20 protein-coding genes are annotated in these 20,854 nt (G+C 62.4%); 4 read left to right on the top strand and 16 right to left on the bottom strand.

Annotation, left to right across the window (positions count from 1 at the left end; translation table 11 throughout):
- Positions 1 to 219: 219 nt before the first annotated feature.
- The 6 genes from astB to K0F86_RS00190 all read right to left on the bottom strand — a co-directional run bounded on the left by astB (position 220) and on the right by K0F86_RS00190 (position 7,584).
- Positions 220 to 1,560: an N-succinylarginine dihydrolase gene (gene astB, locus K0F86_RS00215; RefSeq protein ID WP_219132424.1), complete on the bottom strand. Its 1,341-nt coding sequence runs from the start codon at positions 1,558 to 1,560 to the stop codon at positions 220 to 222.
- A gap of 9 nt (positions 1,561 to 1,569) precedes the next feature.
- On the bottom strand, positions 1,570 to 3,060 hold the full coding sequence (astD, locus tag K0F86_RS00210; protein WP_219132423.1) for a succinylglutamate-semialdehyde dehydrogenase: 1,491 nt from the start codon (positions 3,058 to 3,060) through the stop codon (positions 1,570 to 1,572).
- The gene (gene astA / locus K0F86_RS00205) at positions 3,053 to 4,105 is read right to left on the bottom strand and encodes an arginine N-succinyltransferase (protein ID WP_219132422.1); all 1,053 of its coding nucleotides are present in this window, start codon (positions 4,103 to 4,105) and stop codon (positions 3,053 to 3,055) included. Before astA ends, astD begins: the two co-directional genes overlap by 8 nt.
- Positions 4,106 to 4,118: 13 nt before the next feature.
- Positions 4,119 to 5,150, bottom strand: coding sequence for an arginine N-succinyltransferase (locus K0F86_RS00200; RefSeq protein WP_077408834.1), 1,032 nt, complete (start codon positions 5,148 to 5,150; stop codon positions 4,119 to 4,121).
- A 107-nt stretch (positions 5,151 to 5,257) separates the two neighbouring features.
- Complete coding sequence (astC, locus tag K0F86_RS00195) at positions 5,258 to 6,499, bottom strand: acetylornithine/succinylornithine family transaminase (RefSeq protein ID WP_219132421.1); 1,242 nt, start codon at positions 6,497 to 6,499, stop codon at positions 5,258 to 5,260.
- A 140-nt stretch (positions 6,500 to 6,639) separates the two neighbouring features.
- The gene (locus K0F86_RS00190; protein WP_219132420.1) at positions 6,640 to 7,584 is read right to left on the bottom strand and encodes a GlxA family transcriptional regulator; all 945 of its coding nucleotides are present in this window, start codon (positions 7,582 to 7,584) and stop codon (positions 6,640 to 6,642) included.
- Positions 7,585 to 7,715: 131 nt separating this feature from the next.
- Between K0F86_RS00190 and K0F86_RS00185 the strand changes: the two genes are divergently transcribed.
- The 3 genes from K0F86_RS00185 (at position 7,716) to K0F86_RS00175 (ending at position 9,485) form a co-directional block, all read left to right on the top strand.
- Entirely contained in the window at positions 7,716 to 8,150 is a 435-nt protein-coding gene (locus K0F86_RS00185) for a MarR family winged helix-turn-helix transcriptional regulator (protein ID WP_219132419.1), read from the top strand.
- A 45-nt stretch (positions 8,151 to 8,195) separates the two neighbouring features.
- Positions 8,196 to 8,480, top strand: a complete 285-nt coding sequence (locus K0F86_RS00180; protein WP_219132418.1) for a hypothetical protein — start codon at positions 8,196 to 8,198, stop codon at positions 8,478 to 8,480.
- A gap of 159 nt (positions 8,481 to 8,639) precedes the next feature.
- Positions 8,640 to 9,485 carry an HDOD domain-containing protein gene (locus tag K0F86_RS00175; protein WP_071075178.1) on the top strand — a complete coding sequence of 282 codons (846 nt, stop codon included), beginning with the start codon at positions 8,640 to 8,642 and terminating at the stop codon, positions 9,483 to 9,485.
- Here K0F86_RS00175 and K0F86_RS00170 read toward each other — a convergent pair.
- From K0F86_RS00170 to queA, 9 genes are all read right to left on the bottom strand, one after another.
- A complete protein-coding gene (locus tag K0F86_RS00170) occupies positions 9,482 to 9,646 on the bottom strand; it encodes a hypothetical protein (protein WP_219132417.1) in 165 nt (54 codons plus the stop codon). The genes K0F86_RS00175 and K0F86_RS00170 overlap by 4 nt on opposite strands.
- A gap of 187 nt (positions 9,647 to 9,833) precedes the next feature.
- Positions 9,834 to 10,460 (bottom strand): glutathione S-transferase family protein, encoded by a 627-nt coding sequence (locus tag K0F86_RS00165; protein ID WP_219132416.1) that lies wholly within the window; start codon positions 10,458 to 10,460, stop codon positions 9,834 to 9,836.
- Positions 10,461 to 10,534: 74 nt separating this feature from the next.
- Positions 10,535 to 11,236 (bottom strand): YafY family protein, encoded by a 702-nt coding sequence (locus K0F86_RS00160; protein WP_219132415.1) that lies wholly within the window; start codon positions 11,234 to 11,236, stop codon positions 10,535 to 10,537.
- A complete protein-coding gene (locus K0F86_RS00155) occupies positions 11,233 to 11,982 on the bottom strand; it encodes a hypothetical protein (protein WP_219132414.1) in 750 nt (249 codons plus the stop codon). Before K0F86_RS00155 ends, K0F86_RS00160 begins: the two co-directional genes overlap by 4 nt.
- Positions 11,983 to 12,057: 75 nt before the next feature.
- Positions 12,058 to 13,080 (bottom strand): protein translocase subunit SecF, encoded by a 1,023-nt coding sequence (gene secF, locus K0F86_RS00150; protein ID WP_219132413.1) that lies wholly within the window; start codon positions 13,078 to 13,080, stop codon positions 12,058 to 12,060.
- 90 nt (positions 13,081 to 13,170) lie between these two features.
- Complete coding sequence (gene secD, locus K0F86_RS00145) at positions 13,171 to 15,036, bottom strand: protein translocase subunit SecD (protein WP_219132412.1); 1,866 nt, start codon at positions 15,034 to 15,036, stop codon at positions 13,171 to 13,173.
- Positions 15,037 to 15,132: 96 nt separating this feature from the next.
- Positions 15,133 to 15,465 carry a preprotein translocase subunit YajC gene (gene yajC / locus K0F86_RS00140; RefSeq protein WP_096238151.1) on the bottom strand — a complete coding sequence of 111 codons (333 nt, stop codon included), beginning with the start codon at positions 15,463 to 15,465 and terminating at the stop codon, positions 15,133 to 15,135.
- Between the two features lie 196 nt (positions 15,466 to 15,661).
- The gene (gene tgt / locus K0F86_RS00135; RefSeq protein WP_071075171.1) at positions 15,662 to 16,801 is read right to left on the bottom strand and encodes a tRNA guanosine(34) transglycosylase Tgt; all 1,140 of its coding nucleotides are present in this window, start codon (positions 16,799 to 16,801) and stop codon (positions 15,662 to 15,664) included.
- 2 nt (positions 16,802 to 16,803) lie between these two features.
- On the bottom strand, positions 16,804 to 17,859 hold the full coding sequence (gene queA, locus K0F86_RS00130; protein WP_219132411.1) for a tRNA preQ1(34) S-adenosylmethionine ribosyltransferase-isomerase QueA: 1,056 nt from the start codon (positions 17,857 to 17,859) through the stop codon (positions 16,804 to 16,806).
- 178 nt (positions 17,860 to 18,037) lie between these two features.
- On the opposite strand from queA, the gene recG reads away from it, so the two are divergent.
- Entirely contained in the window at positions 18,038 to 20,140 is a 2,103-nt protein-coding gene (recG, locus tag K0F86_RS00125; protein WP_219132410.1) for an ATP-dependent DNA helicase RecG, read from the top strand.
- 51 nt (positions 20,141 to 20,191) lie between these two features.
- On the opposite strand, the gene K0F86_RS00120 is transcribed toward recG, so the two are convergent.
- Complete coding sequence (locus K0F86_RS00120) at positions 20,192 to 20,683, bottom strand: transposase (protein WP_257571914.1); 492 nt, start codon at positions 20,681 to 20,683, stop codon at positions 20,192 to 20,194.
- Between the last annotated feature and the right edge of the window lie 171 nt (positions 20,684 to 20,854).

Raw genomic sequence — 20,854 nt, 5'->3', positions numbered from 1 at the left:
CAATTCTGTCTGTGCTACGGAAAAAGTAATCCCCAATAAATTATTGTGATTTCTGACTTCCATAACCGGCGCTCTGCGGCGTTGCCCACTGCTAGCAGTGCTCGCACTGCGTCGCAGCGGGCGCCTTGCATAGCATCCGGTTCTGTTTGTCATAACTTCACAATAATTTCCCGTGGATTACTTAGCTGTCTCGGATTTTTTCTGTGTTTTTTCTATCGCCTACAAGTCGTACAATCCAGGTAAGTTGAGGATGATCGTCAATTCTTCAAGCGCCGCATGCACTTCCAGCGCCAGCTGCGGGTCGGCCAGGTCGCCCGGCTCCAGATGGTCGCGGTAGTGTTTTTCCACCCACTGCACCAGCCGATGGTACAGCGTTTCCGTCATGATCACGCCCTGGTGCATGGCGCGCGCTTCGGTTTCCGTCAGGGCCACGCGCAAACGCAGGCAGGCGGGCCCGCCGCCGTTGCGCATGCTCTGGCGCAGGTCGAAATGAATCAGTTCATCGATGGGTCCACCGCTGGCCACCAGGCCTTCCAGGTAGCGCGACACGGCGCGGTTTTCCTGGCACTCCTGCGGTATCACCAGCGCCATCTTGCCGCCCTCTTTCGTCAGCAACTGGCTGTTGAACAGATAGCTGGTCACCGCATCCTGGATCGGCACCTGGCCCGTGTCCACGCGCAGCGCGTCCAGTTGCGCGCCCGTGGCGGCAACGGCGCGGCGCAGCTGCGACAGGCTTTCCCCTTCATCGGCAAACGCCTGCTCGTGATAGAACAGCACATTGCCATTGCCGACGGCGATGACGTCGTTATGGAACACGCCCTGGTCGATCACTTCCGGATTCTGCTGCACATACACGGTGCGCTTCGCGTCCAGGCCATGCAGGCGCGCCACGGCTTGCGACGCTTCCAGGGTCTGGCGCGCCGGATAGCGCTTCGGCGACGGCGCGGAAGGATCGAACTCCACCCGACCATACACGAACAATTCAACCGATGGCGCGCCGTGGCTGGCACCCAAACGCGTGTGGTTGGCCGCGCCCTCATCGCCAAAGGCGGGCGTCGACGGCAGCGCGTCATGCACGGCGAAGTGTTTTTCATCGCCGAAGATGGCGCGCAGGCTACGCGCCGACTGCGCGTGTTCGAAGGCGCGGTGCAGCTTGTTATTCAGGTTGGCGGCCGTGAAATGCACGCGGCCGTCCTGCGTGTCGGCTGACGGGCTGACCGTGGCGGCATTCGCCGTCCACATGGGCGAAGCGGAATACGCGCAGGCCAGAATCACAGGGGATTCCTTGTAGGCGCGCGCCAGCACCTCGGCGTCCGTGCCCGTGAAACCGATAGAGCGCAGCAGGCGGAAATTCGGGCGGTCCTGCGGCGGCAGCAAGGCTTGCGCAAAGCCGCGCGCGGCCAGCGCGCGCATCTTGGCCAGGCCCTGCAAGGCGGCCTGCTTCGGATTCGAAGCGCTTTTCACATTGCTGAACGAGGCCACGTTGCCGAACGACAGTCCGGCATAGTTATGCGATGGCCCGACCAGGCCGTCAAAATTGTATTCGCGCGTGCTGTGCATGGAGTTTCCTTAAAAATTCAGGCCGGGCGACAGCTTGGCCGGCATTTCCAACGCGCTGTTCTCGATCGAGGCGACCGGGTAGGCGCAGTAATCGGCCGCGTAATAGGCGCTAGGACGGTGGTTGCCCGACTTGCCGATGCCGCCGAACGGCGCCGTGCTGGCCGCGCCCGTGGTCGGACGGTTCCAGTTGATGATGCCGGCGCGCGCGCGCGTTTGAAACAGCTGCCACAGCGTCGGATCGTCGGACAGGAGCGCGGCGGCCAGGCCGAATTCGGTGGCGTTGGCCACCTTCAGGGCCGCATCGAAATCGGCCACGCGGATCACCTGCAGCAGGGGGCCGAACCATTCCTCGTCGGGGATGCCGACAGCGTTGGTCACGTCGACGATGCCGGCCGTGACAAAACCCGCCTCGGGATTCAACTGGCGCATCTGCAGCAGGGCCGTGCCGCCCTTGGCGACCATATCCGCCTGCGCCTGCACCAGGCGCGCGGCCACGGCGCTGGACACCACAGGGCCCATGAAGGGTTGCGGCTGCGCGTCGGACGCGCCGATGCCCAGCTTCGCGGCCACTTCCACCAGGCGCGCAATGAAGGCAACACCGGCGGCGTTGTCCTGCACCACCAGGCGGCGCGCGCAGGTGCAGCGCTGGCCGGCCGAGACGAACGCGGAGAAGATCGCGTGGTGCACGGCGGCATCGACGTCCTTCACATCCCACACGACCAGGGCGTTGTTGCCGCCCATTTCCAGCGCCAGCATCTTGCCCGGCTGGCCGCCGAACTGGCGGTGCAGGCTGATGCCCGTCTGGCAGGACCCCGTAAACAGCACGCCGTCGAGGTGCGCATTGGCGCCCAGGGCCACGCCCGTGTCGCGTCCGCCGTTGACGAGGTTGACGACGCCATCCGGCAAGCCAGCCTGCTGCCACAACTGCACGGTTTTGATGGCCGTGCGGGGCGCATATTCGCTGGGCTTGAAGACGATGGTGTTACCGGCGATCAGGGCCGGCACGATGTGGCCGTTCGGCAGGTGACCGGGGAAATTGTACGGGCCGAAGACGCCGAACACGCCATGCGGGCGGTGGCGCAGCACGGCGTCGCCATCGGCGATCCTGCTTTGCGTGATGCCCGTGCGCGCGTGGTACGACTGCACCGAGATATCGATCTTGTTGGCCATGGTGGCCACTTCCGTGCGCGATTCCCACAAGGGCTTGCCCACTTCTTCCGAGATCAGCAGCGCCAGCGCTTCCGCATGAACTTTCAGCAGTTCGCGAAAGCGCACGCAGATGGCGATGCGTTCTTCGACGGGCGTATCGGCCCATGCTTCGAATGCCGCGCGGGCGGCCTGGCAAGCCTGTTCGACCTGCGTTGGCGTCGCTTCCAGGCTGGCCCAGGTCTGCTTGCCGTTCGATGGGTCGATGGTGAGCAGTTCGCGGCCCGTGCCCGGCAGCCAGGCGCCGTTGATGAAGTTCGATGCTGCGGTAGACGAGTTAAATACGTTAGACATGGGGATGCTTCCTCGGGTTGAGTGACAAGGTGCGCACGGTGTCGCCGTGATGGCAGCGCAGCAGATGCAGTTCATCGTTGTCCAGCGTGATCTTGCCGCTGTGCGGATTGGCGCTGGTGACGATCATGCGGAAATCTTTCAAGTCGGTGTTCGACACCAGGTAGGGCTCGGCCTGGGCAAGGTCGACGCACACTTCAGGTGCCGCCTCTGCGTCGAGTATGGCCGGCATGCTGTCGCGCATGGCGCGCAGTTCTGACACGCGCGCCTGCAGCACGGGACCGGCGTCGAAAATGTCGACATAACCTTCGAAGTGCAAGCCTTCCTGTTCCAGCAGGCGGCGCGCAGGCGCCGTGCTCAGATGCACCTTGCCGATCACTTCCTGCGCTTCATCGGGCAGGTAGGCCACGTACATGGGCTGGCGCGGCATGAGTTCGGCGATGAAGGATTTCTTGCCCAGGCTCGTCAAGTCGTCGACGTGATGGAAATCCATCTTGAAGAAGTGGCGGCCCAGGCCTTCATAGAACGGCGAGCTGCCGTCCGGCGCCTGGTAGCCGCGCATTTCGGCGATCAGCTTTTCCGTGAACAGGTGCGGGAACTGGGCGATGAACAGGAAACGGCTTTTCGACAGCAGCTTGCCGTTGTTGCCGCTGCGGTAGTCGGGGTGCAAAAACAGCGAGCACAGCTCCGTGCTGCCCGTCAGGTCGTTCGACAGGTACAGCGTTTCCATGCGCGTAAACACGTCGAGTTCGCGGCTGGAATGCACCAGGGTGCCGATGCGGTAGTTATAGAACGGCTCTTCCAGGCCCACGGCGCCCTTGATGGCGCACACGCCGGCCAGGCGGCCCGTATCCGTATCCTCCATGACGAACATGTAGTCGCGCTTTTCGGGCGCGATGGTTTCGGCGAACGAGGCGCAGGCGATGGCCAGGCGGTCGCCCAGCATTTTCATGTCCGGCTTGAGGGTGGTCATGCCGGTGCCGACCTGGCTGGCCAAGCCGTACAGGGCGTCCAGGTCAGAAGCGTTGATGGCGCGTACTACTAGCATAATGTTCTCTCGGTTAGATGCGCACGCAAATGACGCTGTCGCCTTCGGCCACGGCCAGCGCTTCGAGCAGCTCGGGCGGCAAGCCGACGGTGTCCTGCGCTTCGAGCGCATCGCAGGTGAAGGTCACGGCGCGGAAGTTGCGCTCCGCGCCCGAAGCGACCGCGTAATGCACTTTCAGGCCCGTGCGGCTGGGCGTGACGCCGGCGACGACGCGGCGCGTAAGCGAGCCCGTAAACGAGCGCAGCGCATGCTTGTGCGCCTGCAGGATCGGGCCGCCATCGAAAATGTCGATGTAATCGTCGGCTTCAAAGCCTTCTTCCGTCAGCAAATTGAACGCCAGTTCGCCACTCGGGTGGATCTGGCCCATGGCCGCCTGCGCGTCGCCTGGCAGCAGCGGCACGTACACGGGGTAATGCGGCATCAGTTCGACGATCAGGGTGCGGTTGCGCGCGCCGCCGATGACTTTTTCGGCATCGAGGAAATCCATCTGGAAGAACTTGCGGCCCAGCGCATCCCAGAACGGCGACTGGCCGTTGGCGTCCGTGATGCCGGCCAGCGGCACGAAGAAGCGGTCGCCGAAGCGGTGCGGCGCCAGCACGGCAAACAGCAGCCGCGCGCGCGACAGCAGGGCCGCTTCCAGGCCCGCCTGCTCCATATTGCGCACGAAGAAGCCGGACAGCTGCGAGTACGCCGTCAGCTCCGAGCACAGGGTCAGCGCATGCACGCTGTGACTGATGTTCAGGTCGCGCGAGACTTGCTGGATGACGTCGTTGCGAAAGGAAAAATAGGTGCCGTTCGAGCCGGCCGAGGCGAAGATGGCGGCCGTGCCGGCGATGCTCTTGTCGAGCAGGGATTCAAGCACGAAGAGATACGACTCTTCGCTGGGGATGTCGACATGGGCGGCAAACGAGGCGATGGAGCGCTCGACGGAGGCGGCGATTTTTTCGCGCGTCTTCGGCAGGGTATGGACACCCGGCATGGTTACCGCGGCCAACGCTTCGAGGGCTGCGATATCCGCAATTTCTACCGGACGGACAACATACATGGGTACTCCTTCAATGCTGACGATACTTGGGCTGAATACCCGGGTAGAACCAAGCCGGCCCGCGGCAAAGCGGCGGGCCGGTGATGAAACAGGGAGCGAGGCTAGCCTCAGGCTTTCAGCAGGCCGTCGATGGCCACGCGCAGCAGACGGCCCGCTTCGGCGATCTGCTCGTCCGAGACGATCAGGGCCGGCGCCAGGCGCACCACGTCCATGCCGGCGATCAGCACCATCAAGCCTTGCGCTTCGGCCGCTTTCTGGATGTCTTTCGCGCGGCCCTTCCAGGCATCGCTGACTACCATGCCCAGCAGCAAACCGCTGCCGCGCACGATGGAGAACACTTGTGGGTAATCCGTGATCAAGCCTTGCAGCATGGCGATGGTGCTGACGCTGGCTTCTTTCACACGCGCCAGGAACGCTGGCGTGTTGATGGTTTCCAGGACACTCAAGGCCACGGTGGCGGCCAGCGGGTTGCCGCCGTAGGTGGTGCCGTGGGTGCCGACGGCCAGGGTTGGCGCCAGTTCATTCGTGGTCAGCATGGCGCCGATCGGGTAGCCGTTGCCCAGCGCCTTGGCAGCCGTCAGGATGTCCGGCGTGACGCCATAGCCCATGTAGGCGAACAACGCGCCAGTGCGGCCCATGCCGCTCTGGACTTCGTCGAAAATCAGCAAAGCGCCCGTCTTGTCGCACAGGGCGCGCAGCTCCTTGAGGAATTCCGGATTGCCCGGCACCACGCCGCCTTCGCCTTGTACCGGCTCGACGATCACGGCGCACACGTCATCGCCGATGGCGGCGCGCGCCGCTTCGATGTCGTTGTAGGCGATGTGGTCGATCGACGGTGGCAGCGGCTCGAAGCCTTCCGTGTACTTGGCCTGGCCGCCGACGGAGACGGTAAACAGGGTGCGACCGTGGAAAGAGCTGAAGCACGAAATGATGCGCGACTTGTGCGCGCCGAATTTGGTGTGCGCGTACTTGCGCGCCAGTTTCAGGGCCGCTTCGTTGGCTTCCGCGCCCGAGTTGCAGAAGAAGGCGCGGTCGGCGAAGGTCGCTTCCGTCAGGGCCAGCGCCAGACGCAGCACAGGCTCGTTCGTATAGCCGTTGCCCAAATGCCACAAATTATTGATTTGTTTGGTCAGCACGTCGACCAGCACAGGATGGCAGTGGCCCAGGCTGTTGACGGCGATGCCGGAGGTGAAATCGAGGTAATGCTTGCCAGACTGGTCCCACAGATCCAGTCCGGAACCGCGCACGGGCACCATGGCTGCAGGAGCGTAGGTAGGAACGAGGACCTGGTCAAAGGTTTCCCGGGTGACTGGACGAGCCGTTACGGTCGAATCAAGCTTGGCATTCATAGCATTTCCCCATCAATATGTTAGGTACTCCGCAGCTACGACAGCTACGTGTGTACTGCATTATAAAAAGCGGGATGCTAAAACTCTTTTGAATCTGCGACAAGGATTTTCACAATTCATCACAGCCGGGCTTGCTTTAATCAAACAGGCGGCATCAGCTTGCGCTGCCGCTCTTCGCGCGGGGTATTGCCAAACAGGGTGCCAAAGGCCGTGGAAAAGTGCGAGCCCGAGGAAAAGCCGCACATCAGGCCCACTTGCACGATGGAATAATGTGTATCGAGCAATAGTTGCCGTGAGCGCTGCAGCCGCAGCTCCAGGTAGTAGCGCGATGGCAAGCTGCCCAGGTATTGCTTGAACAGCCGTTCCAGCTGGCGCCGCGACAGGCCCACCAGGCTGGCGATGTCATCGGTCGACAGCGGCTCCTCGATATTAGCTTCCATCAAGGTCACCGCTTCGGATAATTTTGGCTGCAGCACGCCGAAACGCGCCTGCAAGGCCACGCGCTGGCGTTCTTCCTTGCCGCGTACCTTGTCCACGCACAATGCTTCCTTGACGAGCGCCTGCACGTCGGCGCCAAAGATGGTCTCGATCAGGGTCAGCGAAAAATCGATGCTGGCCGCGCCGCCGCAGCAGGTAATGTGCGGGCCGTCGATGTCGAACAGGTGCGGCGTCAGGATGGCGCGTTCGGCCTTCGCTTCCGCATCCGCATACAGGGCCCAGGGCAAGGCGATGCGCACGCCATCCATGACGCCCGCGTCGGCCAGCCACAGCACGGCCGCGCCCACGCCGCCCCAGAATGGCGCCGAACGGCAGCGCTCGATCACGGCCCGGCACAGCTCGGCGCGCAGCGGCGCCTGCGTTTCATCGGCCACCAGCAGCGCGATATGCCAGTTGCCGCCCTGCTGGGCCACCTGCTCGGGCGTGCGCACGTCCAGTTGCAGCGCGTCCGGCCCCAGCGCCCGCGCGCACAGGCGCAACGGCTGCACCAGGCCCGCCCAGGTAATCGACTCGGCATCGCCGGCATGGACCAACAGCAGGCGCAGCGGTTTGTCGAGGCCGATACGGGAAAGATTAGCGAAAGACATCGGCGGGGCGGACCAGGGGCAAGGGCTGAGTTGCCCACATGATACCGGACTTCCGCCCCATCGAACCCTTCATGCAATAACGCCGCTGCCCCAGCGGAAAAAAGCGGGATGGAAGGATATAATCACACCCCATGGGTGAACGATATTTAAAAAGTATCCGGCTGCTGGCCGAATGCATGCAAGGCTTCGAGCGGTTTTCAGGCGACTTCGTGCGCCAGTACGGCTTGACGCATGCGCAATTCGACATCATTGCCACGCTCGGCAACACCTGCGGCATGTCCTACAAGGAGCTGGGCCAGAAAACCCTGATTACCAAGGGCACCTTGACGGGCGTGGTGGACCGGCTGGAGCAAAAGGGGCTGGTAGTACGCGAACGTTGCAATAAAGACAAGCGCTCCTACTTCGTGCGCTTGAGCTGCGAGGGTGAACAGATGTTCCATGACGTGTTCCCCAAGCTGACAAAGCAAGGACAGCGCTTGTTTGACGGCTATACCGAAGACGATTTCATGCGCCTGGAAACCACCCTGGCGGGCCTGAAACACGCGATCGCCAACGGCCACAGTTGATAATTCACCAAGCACAGACATTCAAACAAGACAAAGGAAACCAAGTTGAAAACCACACTGCTCGACGGCAAAAAGCCCGCTCATTTCGATAAACACATCATCGGCAACCTGCTGCTCAACGCCAGCACGCCGGAACTGGTCCGCCAGGAAAAACTGATCATCGGCGTGCGCAACGAAGACGGCGAAATCTACCGCCTGATCGGCGCCACCAAGCACAACAGCTTCATGAATGCCGTCGAGGAACTCTTCGACCTGGGCTTGACGGATGAGCTGGAAGACAGCGACGAACTGGTCGAAGGCTGCGACGCGATCTTCAGCGAATCGCTGTAGTAGCGCTTGACGATCGCGGTCGTTAAAAAAGGCATGCCGCAGATATAGCGGCATGCCTTTTTCCGTTTACGGGGTTTTACTTGCCTTTTACTCGCCTGTTTGCGAAAAGATCACGGTTAAAAAGTTCCGTACGGAAATATTGCGAGTATAATTTTTTCAATGAACAGACTCGACGCCTTTAAAAGCATCGCCGCACAAGCCGCTCGTGGCGAGCTGACCTTTCCTGCCAATGTGAACGCTTCGCTCAAGCTGCAAGAGGCGCTGGCCGATCCCGACTGCCATATCGAGGCCGCTGCCAAGCTGGTGCAAGCCGACCCGCTGCTGGCCGCGCGCACGGTGGCTATCGCCAATTCGGTGGCGTTCAACCGCTCCGGCAATGAAATCACCAGCGTGCGCAATGCCGTGCAACGGCTCGGCGTGCGTACCCTGCAGTCGGTGGTGGCGTCGCTGATCGTGCGTCAGCTGGGCAGCACCATCACCGATCCCGTGCTGCAGGCGAAGGCCAAGCAGCTGTGGGAGCATACGGCCCACGTGGCGGCCCTGTCGCAAGTCCTGGCCCGCCGCGTCACCAGGGTGGATCCCGATACGGCCCTGTTTGCCGGCATCATGCATGAAGTGGGCGGCTTTTATCTGCTGTCACGCGCAGCCGAATTCCCCGGCATCCTCGATGGCGAACCGCAGGACTGGGTCGAACATGGCGAACAAGCCATCGGCCATGGCGTATTGACCAAACTGAAGGTGCCGGAAGCGGTGATGGGCGCCATCGCTGCGCTGTGGGAAGGCTTGCGCGCCATCCCGCCCGAATCGCTGGGCGATACCCTGCTGCTGGCGAATGACCTGGCGCCCGTCTCGTCGCCCCTCAACGAAAGCCCGGCCGCCATCGCCGTGCGCGCCGCCCGCGCCGCCGGCAGCATCGATTGCGTGATCGGCGATGCGACCCTGTCGAGCATCATGGAAGAATCGGACGATGAAGTACAGTCGCTGCTGAAGGTGCTCGTGCACTAGCCTGCAGGCGTCTTGCCCGCTGGCGGCGGTACCGCCGGCTTGACCGTTTCGACGATCAGCACATGCTTGTCCACGGCCTGCGTCCCCTGCTTTTGCTGGACGACTTGCGTGGCGACCGCCTTGGTACTCAACAGGGGTTTCGGATGGCGTGGCATGAACATGGCGTACCTGCTGGAAGTGGGATGCGGCCCACCTGTGCGGTGATGATCAATTTATCAAGACGCCATTCAAAAAAAAACCCGCTCGAAAGCGGGCAAAGTCCAAAGCTAGGGATGTCCTGAAAGAGACAGCCCTATCTTATGCGTGCCGCTGTGCCGGCTCCGTGCGCTGGCACACGTAGCGCACAGATTACCCCGGCAACAGTTCCACGTCCGTTTCCCGCCAGGCGCGCAACTGCCGCACGCGGGCAAACCATGCCTCGATATGCTGGTACTGGGCCAGCGGCAGCCGCACGGCGTCGCTGTACATCAGCGGCGCGGCCACGGCGAAATCGGCCAGGGTCACAGCGTCTCCGCTGAGCCAGTCGCGCCGCGCCAGATGCGCATCCAGCACCACGGCGCACTCATGCAGATCGCGCTCGCCGCGCGCCTCTTCCAGCGGGTCCGCCGGACCATTGCCCGTCATGCCCTTCCAGGCGCGTTCCCAGGCCAGCACGCTGATGGCGGGCGCGAAGTGCTGCGCGGCCCAGAACAGCCAGCGGTTGACGTCGGCACGCGCCTGCGGCGCCTGCGGATAAAGCGTCTGGCCCGGCACCTGCTCGGCCAGGTATTGCATGATGGCGCACGATTCCCACAGCAGGAAAGCGCCATCGGCCAGCACGGGCACTTTGCCGTTCGGGTTCAGTTCGTCCAGGCGGCGGCGGTCATCCGCATTCATCAGGTCGACTTCGGCCAGTTCCAGAGGCAGGCCGAGGTGGATCGCCGTCATCAGGGCACGGCGGGCATTCGAAGACATGGGGTGGTGGTACAGGCGCATGGTGGATGGCTCCGGTGAGTGAAGAAGCCACCATCGTAGAACCAGTCACTGACAGTTTTTGTCAGGAGCGCATCTCAGGATTCCGGGTCGATATCGTGCGCCTTGCGCCAGGTATCGAGCAAGGCGTGGCGGCGCGTGGGATAGCGCTCCTCATGCCGCCGCACGTCGGCGATGCGGTCGATGCGGAAATGCCGGTAATCGCCGCGCAGCTCGCACCAGGCGGCCAGCAGGCGCTTGCCTTCAAAAAAGGCCAGGGCAAACGGCCACACCGTGCGCGAGGTGGCGCTGCCATGCTCATCCTGATAGGCGAGCGTGAGCTTCTGTTCGTAGCGAATCGCCTCGCGCACCGGCTGCACATAGCGGTCGGCCGGCTGCGTGCCATCGGCGGGAACACCCAGCGGCACCCACAAGCTGGTCTCGGCCATGCTGTCGCGCAGGTCGCGCGGCGAGGCGGCCGCGATCTTCGCCAGGGCATTGCCGGCCGCCTGCGCCAGGCCCGCATCGCCCTGGCGGCGCACCCAGCGCGCGCCCAGCACCAGCGCTTCCAGTTCATCGGGTCCGAACATCAGCGGCGGCAGAAAGGCGCCACGGCGCAGCACATAGCCGATGCCGGCCTCCCCCTGCAGGGGCGCGCCCAGTTCGGCCAGGGTCTGGATATCGCGGTAAATCGTGCGCTCCGATACCCCCAGCTGCTGCGCCAGCTGGGCCGCCGTGACGGGCACGCGCCTGGCGCGCATGGCGTCCATCAGCAGGAACAAACGGCCGCTGCGGCTCATGGACAGGCCTGCAAAGCCTGGTCGCCCATCACCAGGGCGGACAGGGCCGGCACGTACAGATAGCCGTCCGGCGCCAGGCGCGCCGCGCGCGGGCCTTCGTCCACGCCGGTGATGCCGTAGCAGCGCTGCAGCCGTGCCGCCCCCGGCCACCAGTAGACGGCCGCCTCCTGGTCGGGAAAGCGCTGGCGCACGCCATCGGCCCGCGCCGCCACTTGCCGAAAGTCGCGGTAAAAGGCGGGGGCTATGCCCAGCTCCACGGCAAACGCCGCTTCCTGCGCCGCCGTGTCGGCCAACCGGGCCGCCAGTGCCGCCGTTTCACTGCCGAGGTCCTCAGCCGCCACGCCCGCCTCGATCAGGCTGCGGCGCATGTGCTGCGGGCCTTCCTGCGCGCGCAGAAAGGCCGTGTCCTGCAGCGCCAGCACGGCGGTGTCCGGAATGCTTTTGCGTTGCGCGGCCGGGAAAAGGTACAGGGCGCAGCTGCCCGCGCACACCGTGTCAATGGCGATATCGAGCCGTAGCTGGCGCACCAGGCGTCCCAGCTGCATGGCCGACTGCGGCTCGCCGCCATCGCTATTGACGCGCAACAGCGTCGTAGCCGACGTGGCCAGCAGCCGCAGCTTGTCCACGTCGCCATCGGCAACCGGGCCGCGCAGGGTGATGCTATCGCTGCCAGTGCGGCTGAACTCGGCGGCGCCGGCCAATGCCGTCACGCCCGCCATCATACCTACGCATAAAAAACGCTTCATCGTCATCCACCACAAAAAAAAACGACCACCGCAAACGGTGATCGTTCTTCATTCAAGCTGCAAAAAGCCCTGCGCTTACACCACGGCGCCGTCGGTTTCGTCTTTTTCCTTGACCGGCTTGATCAAGTCTTCGCGCTTGACGCCCAGCCACATGGCGATCGAGGCCGCGACGAACACGGATGAGTAAATACCGAAGCAGATACCGATGGTCAGCGCCAGTGCGAAGTGGTGCAGGGTCTGGCCGCCGAAGACCAGCATCGACAGCACCATCATCTGGGTCGAACCGTGGGTGATGATGGTACGCGAAATGGTGCTGGTGATCGCGCTGTCGATCACTTCATGCACGGAAGCCTTGCGCTGCTTGCGGAAGTTTTCGCGGATACGGTCAAAGATCACCACCGATTCGTTGACCGAGTAACCGAGCACCGCCAGGATCGCCGCCAGCACCGTCAGCGAGAATTCCCACTGGAAGAAGGCGAAGAAGCCCAGGATGATGACCACGTCATGCAAGTTGGCGATAATCGCCGAAACGGCGTATTTCCACTCGAAGCGCACGGCCAGGTAAGCCATCACGCCCAGGATCACCATCACCAGCGCGTTCAGGCCGTTCTGCGTCAGTTCCTCGCCCACTTGCGGGCCGACGAATTCGACTTTCTGCAGCACCAGCGCTTCGGCGCCAGCGGCGTCCACGCAGGCGGTCTTGATGACGTGCTCGCCCTTTTCAGTGACGGTATCGATGCCCTTGGTCGTGCCTTGCTCGGCCTTGCACAGCGTTTCAAACACGCGCTGCGAAGTGTTCGCGGCGCTGACGCCCTTTTCCACCGGCAGGCGGATCATCACGTCGCGCGCCGTATCGAAACTGGTCACGCCCGGCTCTTCATAGCCCATGCCGATCAGGCTGCCGCGTATGCCTTCAAGGTTGGCCGCTTTCGGGTATTTGACCTCCATCACGGTGCCGCCCTTGAATTCCACTGACAGGTGCAAGCCCTTGTGGAACAGGAAGAAGACGGCGGCAATGAAGGTCACGGCCGAAATCACGTTGAAAATCAACGCATGGCGCATGAAGGGAATATCTTTTTTGATCCGGAAAAATTCCATGAAATCCTCTGAGTTCTGTTCTGTGCGTCCGGCGGCTGGGCCACCGGACACGATCGCTGTTGTCGCTATGGGGTGAGTCGGGGCCGCCGCTTATTTGCTGGTGCCCGGCACCCACACCGTGCCGATCGACAAGGTCGTCAGCTTTTTCTTGCGGCCATACCAGAGGTTGACCACGCCGCGCGACACGAACACGGAGGAGAACATCGACGTCAGGATGCCCAGGCAATGCACGACGGCAAAGCCGCGCACCGGACCGCTGCCGAAGGCCAGCAACGCCAGGCCGACGATCAGGGTGGTCACGTTCGAGTCGAGAATCGTGGCCCATGCACGGTCGAAGCCGGCGGCGATCGCCGCTTGCGGCGTACTGCCGGCACGCAACTCTTCACGGATACGTTCATTGATCAGCACGTTGGCGTCAATCGCCATGCCCAGCGCCAGCGCGATCGCGGCGATACCTGGCAAGGTCAGCGTCACCTGGATCATCGACAGCAGGCCGACCAGCAGCAGCAGGTTGGTGGCCAGGGCCAGCACGCTGAAGGCGCCGAACAGCATGTAGTAGGCGATCATGAAAATGGCGATGGCGATGAAGCCATACAGGGTCGAATGGAAGCCCTTGGCGATGTTTTCCGCGCCCAGTTGCGGTCCGATCGTGCGTTCTTCGATGACGGTCATCGGTGCGGACAAGGCGCCCGAGCGCAGCAGCAGCGCCAGTTCATTCGCGTTTTCCGCGCCGCCCATGCCGGTGATCTGGAAGCGCGAACCGAGTTCCTGCTGGATGGTCGCCACCGACAACACTTCCGGCTTGCCCTTTTCAAACAGCACGATGGCCATGCGCTTGCCCACGCGTTCGCGCGTCGCTTCGCGCATCTTGCGGCCGCCGTCGCCGTTCAGGTCGATCGACACGGCCGCTTGCTGGTTCTGGTCGAAGCTGGCCGTGGCGCTGGAGATATAGTCGCCCGTCAGGATCACGTCTTTCGACAGCACGACAGGCACGCCTTTGCCAACCGTAAACAATTCCGAGTTGAACGGGATGGCGCTCGACAGTTCCGTGCCAGGCACGATGCCTTCGTCGACCAGGCGCACTTCCAGCGTGGCCGTGCGGCCGATGATGGCTTTGGCGCGAGCCACGTCCTGCACGCCAGGCAGCTGCACCACGATACGGTCAGGACCTTGCTGCTGGATCAGCGGCTCGGACACGCCCAGCTCATTGACGCGCTTGGACAGGGTGGAGATATTCTGTTTCACGCCTTCGTCGATGGTGGCTTTCAGGGCCGCCGGTTTCAGGGTGATGTTCAGTTTCAAATCGCTGCCTTCGCCCGCATCGGCGAACGCCAGTTCCGACATCTGGTCGGACAGCACATTCTTGGCCTTCAGGCGCGTTTCCGCGTCGCGGAAGTTGATCTGCACGCTGTCACCCACGCGCTCGATGCCGGCGTGACGGATATTCTTGTCGCGCAGCACGCTACGCGCGGCGGACTGGACGCCCTGGATTTTCTTGTTCAGTACGGCTTTCGCATCGACCTGCATCAGGAAGTGCACGCCACCGCGCAAGTCCAGGCCCATGTACATGGGCAAGGCATGCAATTTTTGCATCCACATTGGCGTATTGGCTTGCAGGTTGACCGTGACGATGTACGCAGGGTCGCTGGCATCCGTATTCAGGTCCTTTTCCAGCACCAGTTTTGCCTTGAACTGGGTATCGGGATCGGCGAAACGCACGCGCACGGAGGCGAGGTTGCCCGCGCCATCCATGGTGACACCTTCCGACTTGACGTTCTCTTTCGTCAATATTTCCGCGACTTGCGTCATCAGCTCGGCCGTCACTTTGACAGTCGACTTGCCGCTGGTTACTTGCAGCGCCGGTGATTCACCGAAATAATTGGGCGCCGTATAGAGTGCGCCCAGCAATAAGGCGACGACGATGATGATGTATTTCCAGGCAGGATAGCGATTCATAGTGATTCAGCGTTCAGTGTTGAGCGTCGGAGGCGTCGCGAGGGGCGGCGGGTAGCCGCCCCGGGGCATCATTGCCAAGGCAATGACAGCGAGGAATTACAGCGCCTTCAGGGTGCCTTTAGGCAGCAAGGTGGTAATGGAGCTCTTTTGTACCGTGACTTCGGTGCCGGTCGCCACTTCGATGGTGACGTAAGCGTCCACTACCTTGACAACACGGCCCAGCATGCCGCCAGCGGTGACGACTTCGTCACCCTTGGCCAGCGCGTCCATCATCGCCCGTTGTTCTTTGGCGCGTTTTTGCTGTGGACGGATCATCAGGAAATACATGACCACGAACATCAATACCAGCGGCAGGAAGCTGGTCAGGTTGCCGCCGAAGCCGAGGGCGTCGGTTGGGGCTTGCGCATAAGCGTTGGAAATGAAAAACACGGTGACTCCAGTTCTAATCAGTTTGAAAAAATAGCGCTGTATTCTAGCATTGGCTATACGTCATAACCCGAATTGCAGGCATGGCAACTTTAAGTGGGGCTAAAAAGGCATTATGCAATGCTTTATCGCCCCAGTCCAAGCACCAATACACAAAACTTCCAGCGCTGCTGCCGCCAGGGCGCAAGCTAAGCTTTTCTTAAGTTCCGCGTGCGCGTTCCGCATGGAATTGCAGGGTAAACGCATGGAAACGGTCTTCATCGAGCGCTTCACGCATCTGGCGCATCAAGTCCAGGTAGTAATGCAGGTTGTGGATGGTGTTCAGGCGCGCGCCGAGGATTTCCTTGGAACGGTGCAAATGGTGCAAATAGGCGCGCGAAAAGTTGCGGCAGGCGTAGCAGCTGCAGGTCTCGTCGAGCGGTGCCTGGTCTTCCTTGTACTTGGCGTTCTTGATCTTGATGTCGCCAAAACGGGTAAACAGCCAGCCATTGCGGGCGTTACGCGTCGGCATGACGCAATCGAACATGTCGATGCCGTTCGACACGCCGGCCACCAGGTCTTCCGGCGTGCCCACGCCCATCAGGTAATGCGGCTTGTTGGCCGGCAGGCGCGGGCCCACGTGGGCCAGCATGCGCATCATGTCTTCCTTCGGCTCGCCGACGGACAGGCCGCCGATGGCGATGCCGGGGAAATCGATCTCTTCGAGCTTGGCCAGAGACTCGTCGCGCAGCATTTCGAACATGCCGCCCTGCACGATGCCGAACAGCGCGTTCGGGTTTTCACCGCGGTGGAACTCGTCTTTCGAGCGCTGCGCCCAGCGCAAGGACATGCGCATGGACTTGGCCGCTTCCTCGATGGTGGCCGGGCGGCCTTCGATTTCGTACGGCGTGCATTCGTCGAACTGCATGACGATGTCGGAATTCAGGACGCGCTGCACCTGCATCGACACTTCCGGCGAGAGGAACAATTTATCGCCGTTGATGGGCGAATTGAAATGCACGCCCTCTTCCGTGATCTTGCGCATGGCGCCCAGCGAAAACACCTGAAAGCCGCCCGAATCGGTCAAGATCGGCTTGTTCCAGCCCATAAAACCGTGCAAACCGCCGAATTTCTCCATGACGGTGTTACCAGGACGCAACCACAAGTGAAAGGTGTTGCCCAGGATGATCTGCGCGTCGATCTCGTTGAGTTCCAGCGGCGACATCGCCTTGACGGTGCCGTAAGTGCCCACTGGCATGAAGATCGGCGTCTGCACGACGCCATGGTTGAGTTTCAAGGTGCCGCGGCGTGCCTTGGTCAGGCCGCTCGTGTCGGTCTTGAGTAATGTAAATTCCAGCATGGTCAGTCTTTCACGGGGGTATCAAGGTTCAGCGCAGCGCGCGATTGCGTAGTCAGCAGCATCGCATCGCCATAGCTGAAGAAACGGTAGTTCTGCGCGATCGCATGCGCGTAGGCGTTGCGGATCGGCTCATAGCCGGCAAAGGCCGACACCAGCATCAGCAGGGTCGACTTTGGCAAATGGAAGTTGGTGATCAGCCGCGTCACCGTTTTAAACGCATAGCCGGGCGTGATGAACAGGGCCGTATCGGCGCTGCCCGCCAGCAGCTGGCCGCTTTGCGAGGCCGATTCCAGCGCGCGCAAGCTGGTCGTGCCGACAGCGACCACGTCGCGCCCGGCAAGTTGGGCGGCACGCATGGCGTCGACGGTCTCCTGCGGCATGGTGTACCACTCGGTATGCATCTTGTGTTCGGCCAGTACTTCCGTGCGCACGGGCTGGAAGGTGCCGGCGCCCACGTGCAGGGTCACATAGGCAAAATTGACGCCCTTGGCCTTCAACTGGTCGAGCAGGGCCTGGTCGAAATGCAGGCCGGCCGTCGGCGCGGCGACAGCGCCGGGCACCTTGTTGAACACCGTCTGGTAGCGCGTTTCGTCGAATTCGTCCGCATCGTGCTCGATATACGGCGGCAGCGGCAGGCGGCCATGCGCCTCGATCAGCTCGAACACGTCGGCCTCGAAGTGCAAAGTAAAAAATTCGCCGGCGCGCTGGCCGACCGTGACATCGAAGGCGTCGGCCAGGCGGATGCGGCAGCCGGGCGGCGGCGACTTCGACGCGCGCACCTGGGCCAGCACGGTGCGCTCGTCGAGCACGCGCTCGACCAGCGCCTCGATCTTGCCGCCGCTTTCCTTCACGCCGAAGAAGCGCGCTTTCAGCACGCGGGTATCGTTCATCACCAGCAGGTCGCCCGCCTGCAACAGCCCGACGATATCGGCGAAGCTGCGGTCGACCAGGGCGTCGCCGTCCAGATGCAACAGGCGCGAGGCGCTGCGCTGGGCCAACGGAGTTTGCGCAATGTTTTCTTGCGGCAAATTAAAATCGAAATCGGAAAGCGAATACATGCGTTTTGCTTCAAAAGTACGTCAAAAATGATTAGGAGTGCGCAATGGAACATCTGGCACTATACTGTGCGCCTATACAGGCATTACAATAATCCGCCGCAACAAATTATGATTGCGGTACGCACAGGGTGTGCCGGACAACCCTCTATTTTACGCTAGCGGCACAAAAATCTCCGATATGTCCGAACCCAAGCCCGATCTTCCTCCCACAGCCAAGCCCGCCGCGAAGCCGAAAGCCGTCAAAAAGGTGGTCAGCACGGAAAGCCGGCTGGCCAAACTGGGCTTGCGCACGGATATGGACCTGGTGCTGCACTTGCCGATGCGCTACGAGGATGAGACCAAGGTCTACACGATACGCGACGCCTGCCTGCGCGGCGGCGAGTCGTGGCAAGTGGAAGGGGTCGTCACCAAGTGCGAAGTCAATTTCAAGCCGCGCAAGCAATTGCTGGTGACGATCGCCGACGAAACGGGCAATTTGCTGCTGCGCTTCATGAATTTCTACGGCAGCCAGGTCAAGCAACTGGCCGAAGGCACGCGGGTACGCGCGCGCGCCGAACTCAAACACGGCTTTTTCGGCGCCGAGATGGTGCACCCGACGTATAAAGTGGTCAACGAGGGCGCGCCGCTGCCCACAGCGCTGACGCCCGTGTATCCGTCCGGCGAAGGCTTGTCGCAGCACGTGCTGCGGCGCGAAATCGCCGACGCCATGCGCCGCATCGACTGGCACGACACCTTGCCTGACGAGCTGTTGCGCCAGATGCAGCTGTCGCCGTTCCGCGCCGCCGTGCACCTGCTGCACTATCCGCCGCAGGACATCGATGAAAGCGCGCTGATGGACCGCTCGCACCCGGCCTGGGTGCGCATGAAATTCGATGAGCTGCTGGCGCAGCAGCTGTCGCTGAAACGCGCCCAGCGCGCGCGCCGCTCGAAAGGCGCGGCGTCCCTGCCCATCGTCGGCACTTTATCGAACGCCTTCGGCGCCGCCCTGCCCTTCAAGCTGACGGGCGCACAGGCGCGCGTGCTTGAGGAAATCCGCGCCGACCTGCGCCAGCCGTATCCGATGCAGCGCCTGCTGCAGGGCGACGTCGGCAGCGGCAAGACGGTGGTGGCGGCGTTGTCCGCCACGCAAGCGATCGACAGCGGCTACCAGGCCGCGCTGATGGCGCCCACGGAGATCCTGGCCGAGCAGCACTTCCGCAAGATCGCCGCCTGGATGGAGCCGCTGGGCGTGAAGGTCGCCTGGCTGACGGGCAGCCTGAAGAAAAAGGAAAAGACGGCGGCGCTGGCCCTGATCGAATCGGGCGAAGCGCAGCTGGTGATCGGCACGCATGCGCTGATCCAGGACAATGTGCTGTTTGCCAAACTGGGCCTGGTCATCGTCGACGAGCAGCACCGCTTCGGCGTGGGCCAGCGCCTGACCCTGCGCAACAAGGGCGACAGCGCGGCCGTGCCGCACCAGCTGATGATGTCGGCCACGCCGATCCCGCGCACCCTGGCCATGACGTATTACGCCGACCTGGAAGTGTCGGTGATCGACGAGCTGCCGCCGGGACGCAGTCCCATCGTCACGCGCGCCATCGACCAGAACCGGCGCGACGAGGTCATCGCCCGCGTGTATGCGGCCGCGCTGGAAGGCCGGCAAGTGTACTGGGTCTGTCCGTTGATCGAGGAATCGGAAGCGCTGCAGCTGCAGACGGCCACCGACACCTGCATGATGCTGGCCGAAGCCCTGCCCGCGCTGCAGGTGGGTCTCGTGCACGGCCGCTTGAAAGCGGCGGAAAAGCAGGAAGTGATGGATGCCTTCATCGCCGGCCAGATCCACGTGCTGGTGGCCACCACCGTCATCGAGGTGGGCGTCGACGTGCCAAACGCCTCGCTGATGGTGATCGAGCACGCCGAGCGTTTTGGTTTGTCGCAGCTGCACCAGTTGCGCGGCCGCGTGGGACGCGGCACGGCGGCCAGCGCCTGCCTGCTGCTGTATCAAGGCCCGCTGGGCGGCGTGGCGCGCCAGCGTTTGATGACCATGCGCGAAACGACGGACGGTTTTGAAATCGCCCGCCGCGACCTGGAAATCCGCGGTCCTGGGGAATTCCTCGGCGCGCGCCAGTCCGGCCAGGCCATGCTGCGCTTCGCCGACCTGGAAACGGACCAATGGTTGGTCGATCAGGCGCGCGACGTGGCGCACGATCTGCTGCACGCCACCACCGCGGCGGCGGCGGCCACCGTGGAAGCGCATCTGGCGCGCTGGCTGGGTGGCAAGGAAGAGTTTTTGAAGGTGTAGTCGGATTACGCGCTGCGCGCTAATCCGACTTCTGGCGCAATCCGACAACATTCACTCCCGCCCTACACCGTCCATCGCCGCACCACCCCCGCCCCAATCCTCTGCACACAAGCCGTGCTTTACATACCGGTGAAAACTGGAATACGGCCAATCGATGACTTTACTCACCAAGCCATGCTTGACGGGGTTGTAATGGATGTAATCGACATGCTTTATCAAGTCGCGCTCATCGCGTAGCAGATGCTCCCAGTAACGATGCTGCCAAACGTCTTTCAATCCTGCATGCTTGCTGAACCACGTCTTGATCAGCCTCCAGCGCGTCATGAAATCGGCATCGCCTGCAGGTAAGGTCCATATGCAATGCAGGTGATCGGGCAGGATGACAATGGCCTCGATGTCGAATGGCCGTTTCTGGCGCACGGCGCGGAAAGCATCCCGCAGCACATCCACGGCAGTGGCGGTAGCAAAAACGAGCCGGCGACGGGCAGTCACCACCGTAAAGAAAAAGCTGCCGCCTGGCTGAAATGCGCGTCGGTATCGCATGATTTCGGGTGTTGTCGGATTACGGCCTGCGGCCTAAGCGCCGTCGATATTGCTTATTTCCCGGTGTTGTCGGATTACGGCCTGCGGCCTAATCCGACCTACGCAAATACGCTGACGGCAGGTCGGGTAGGTCGGATTAGCGTAGCGTAATCCGACTTCTGGCGTAATCCG

The organism is Janthinobacterium sp. UMAB-60 (genome assembly GCF_900095235.1).
Taxonomy (GTDB): Bacteria; Pseudomonadota; Gammaproteobacteria; order Burkholderiales; family Burkholderiaceae_D; genus Janthinobacterium.
This window is presented reverse-complemented; position numbering and strand designations above follow the sequence as displayed.

Coding starts and splice junctions, on each gene's coding strand:
- K0F86_RS00175 (WP_071075178.1), top strand. CDS start 8,640: ATGAACAGACTCGACGCCTTTAAAAGCATCGCCGCACAAGCCGCTCGT.
- K0F86_RS00160 (WP_219132415.1), bottom strand. CDS start 11,236: ATGAGCCGCAGCGGCCGTTTGTTCCTGCTGATGGACGCCATGCGCGCC.
- K0F86_RS00120 (WP_257571914.1), bottom strand. CDS start 20,683: ATGCGATACCGACGCGCATTTCAGCCAGGCGGCAGCTTTTTCTTTACG.
- tgt (WP_071075171.1), bottom strand. CDS start 16,801: ATGCTGGAATTTACATTACTCAAGACCGACACGAGCGGCCTGACCAAG.
- K0F86_RS00170 (WP_219132417.1), bottom strand. CDS start 9,646: ATGTTCATGCCACGCCATCCGAAACCCCTGTTGAGTACCAAGGCGGTC.
- K0F86_RS00190 (WP_219132420.1), bottom strand. CDS start 7,584: ATGTCTTTCGCTAATCTTTCCCGTATCGGCCTCGACAAACCGCTGCGC.
- K0F86_RS00200 (WP_077408834.1), bottom strand. CDS start 5,150: ATGTATGTTGTCCGTCCGGTAGAAATTGCGGATATCGCAGCCCTCGAA.
- recG (WP_219132410.1), top strand. CDS start 18,038: ATGTCCGAACCCAAGCCCGATCTTCCTCCCACAGCCAAGCCCGCCGCG.
- astA (WP_219132422.1), bottom strand. CDS start 4,105: ATGCTAGTAGTACGCGCCATCAACGCTTCTGACCTGGACGCCCTGTAC.
- astB (WP_219132424.1), bottom strand. CDS start 1,560: ATGCACAGCACGCGCGAATACAATTTTGACGGCCTGGTCGGGCCATCG.
- K0F86_RS00165 (WP_219132416.1), bottom strand. CDS start 10,460: ATGCGCCTGTACCACCACCCCATGTCTTCGAATGCCCGCCGTGCCCTG.
- K0F86_RS00155 (WP_219132414.1), bottom strand. CDS start 11,982: ATGAAGCGTTTTTTATGCGTAGGTATGATGGCGGGCGTGACGGCATTG.
- astC (WP_219132421.1), bottom strand. CDS start 6,499: ATGAATGCCAAGCTTGATTCGACCGTAACGGCTCGTCCAGTCACCCGG.
- secF (WP_219132413.1), bottom strand. CDS start 13,080: ATGGAATTTTTCCGGATCAAAAAAGATATTCCCTTCATGCGCCATGCG.
- secD (WP_219132412.1), bottom strand. CDS start 15,036: ATGAATCGCTATCCTGCCTGGAAATACATCATCATCGTCGTCGCCTTA.
- K0F86_RS00185 (WP_219132419.1), top strand. CDS start 7,716: ATGGGTGAACGATATTTAAAAAGTATCCGGCTGCTGGCCGAATGCATG.
- queA (WP_219132411.1), bottom strand. CDS start 17,859: ATGTATTCGCTTTCCGATTTCGATTTTAATTTGCCGCAAGAAAACATT.
- astD (WP_219132423.1), bottom strand. CDS start 3,060: ATGTCTAACGTATTTAACTCGTCTACCGCAGCATCGAACTTCATCAAC.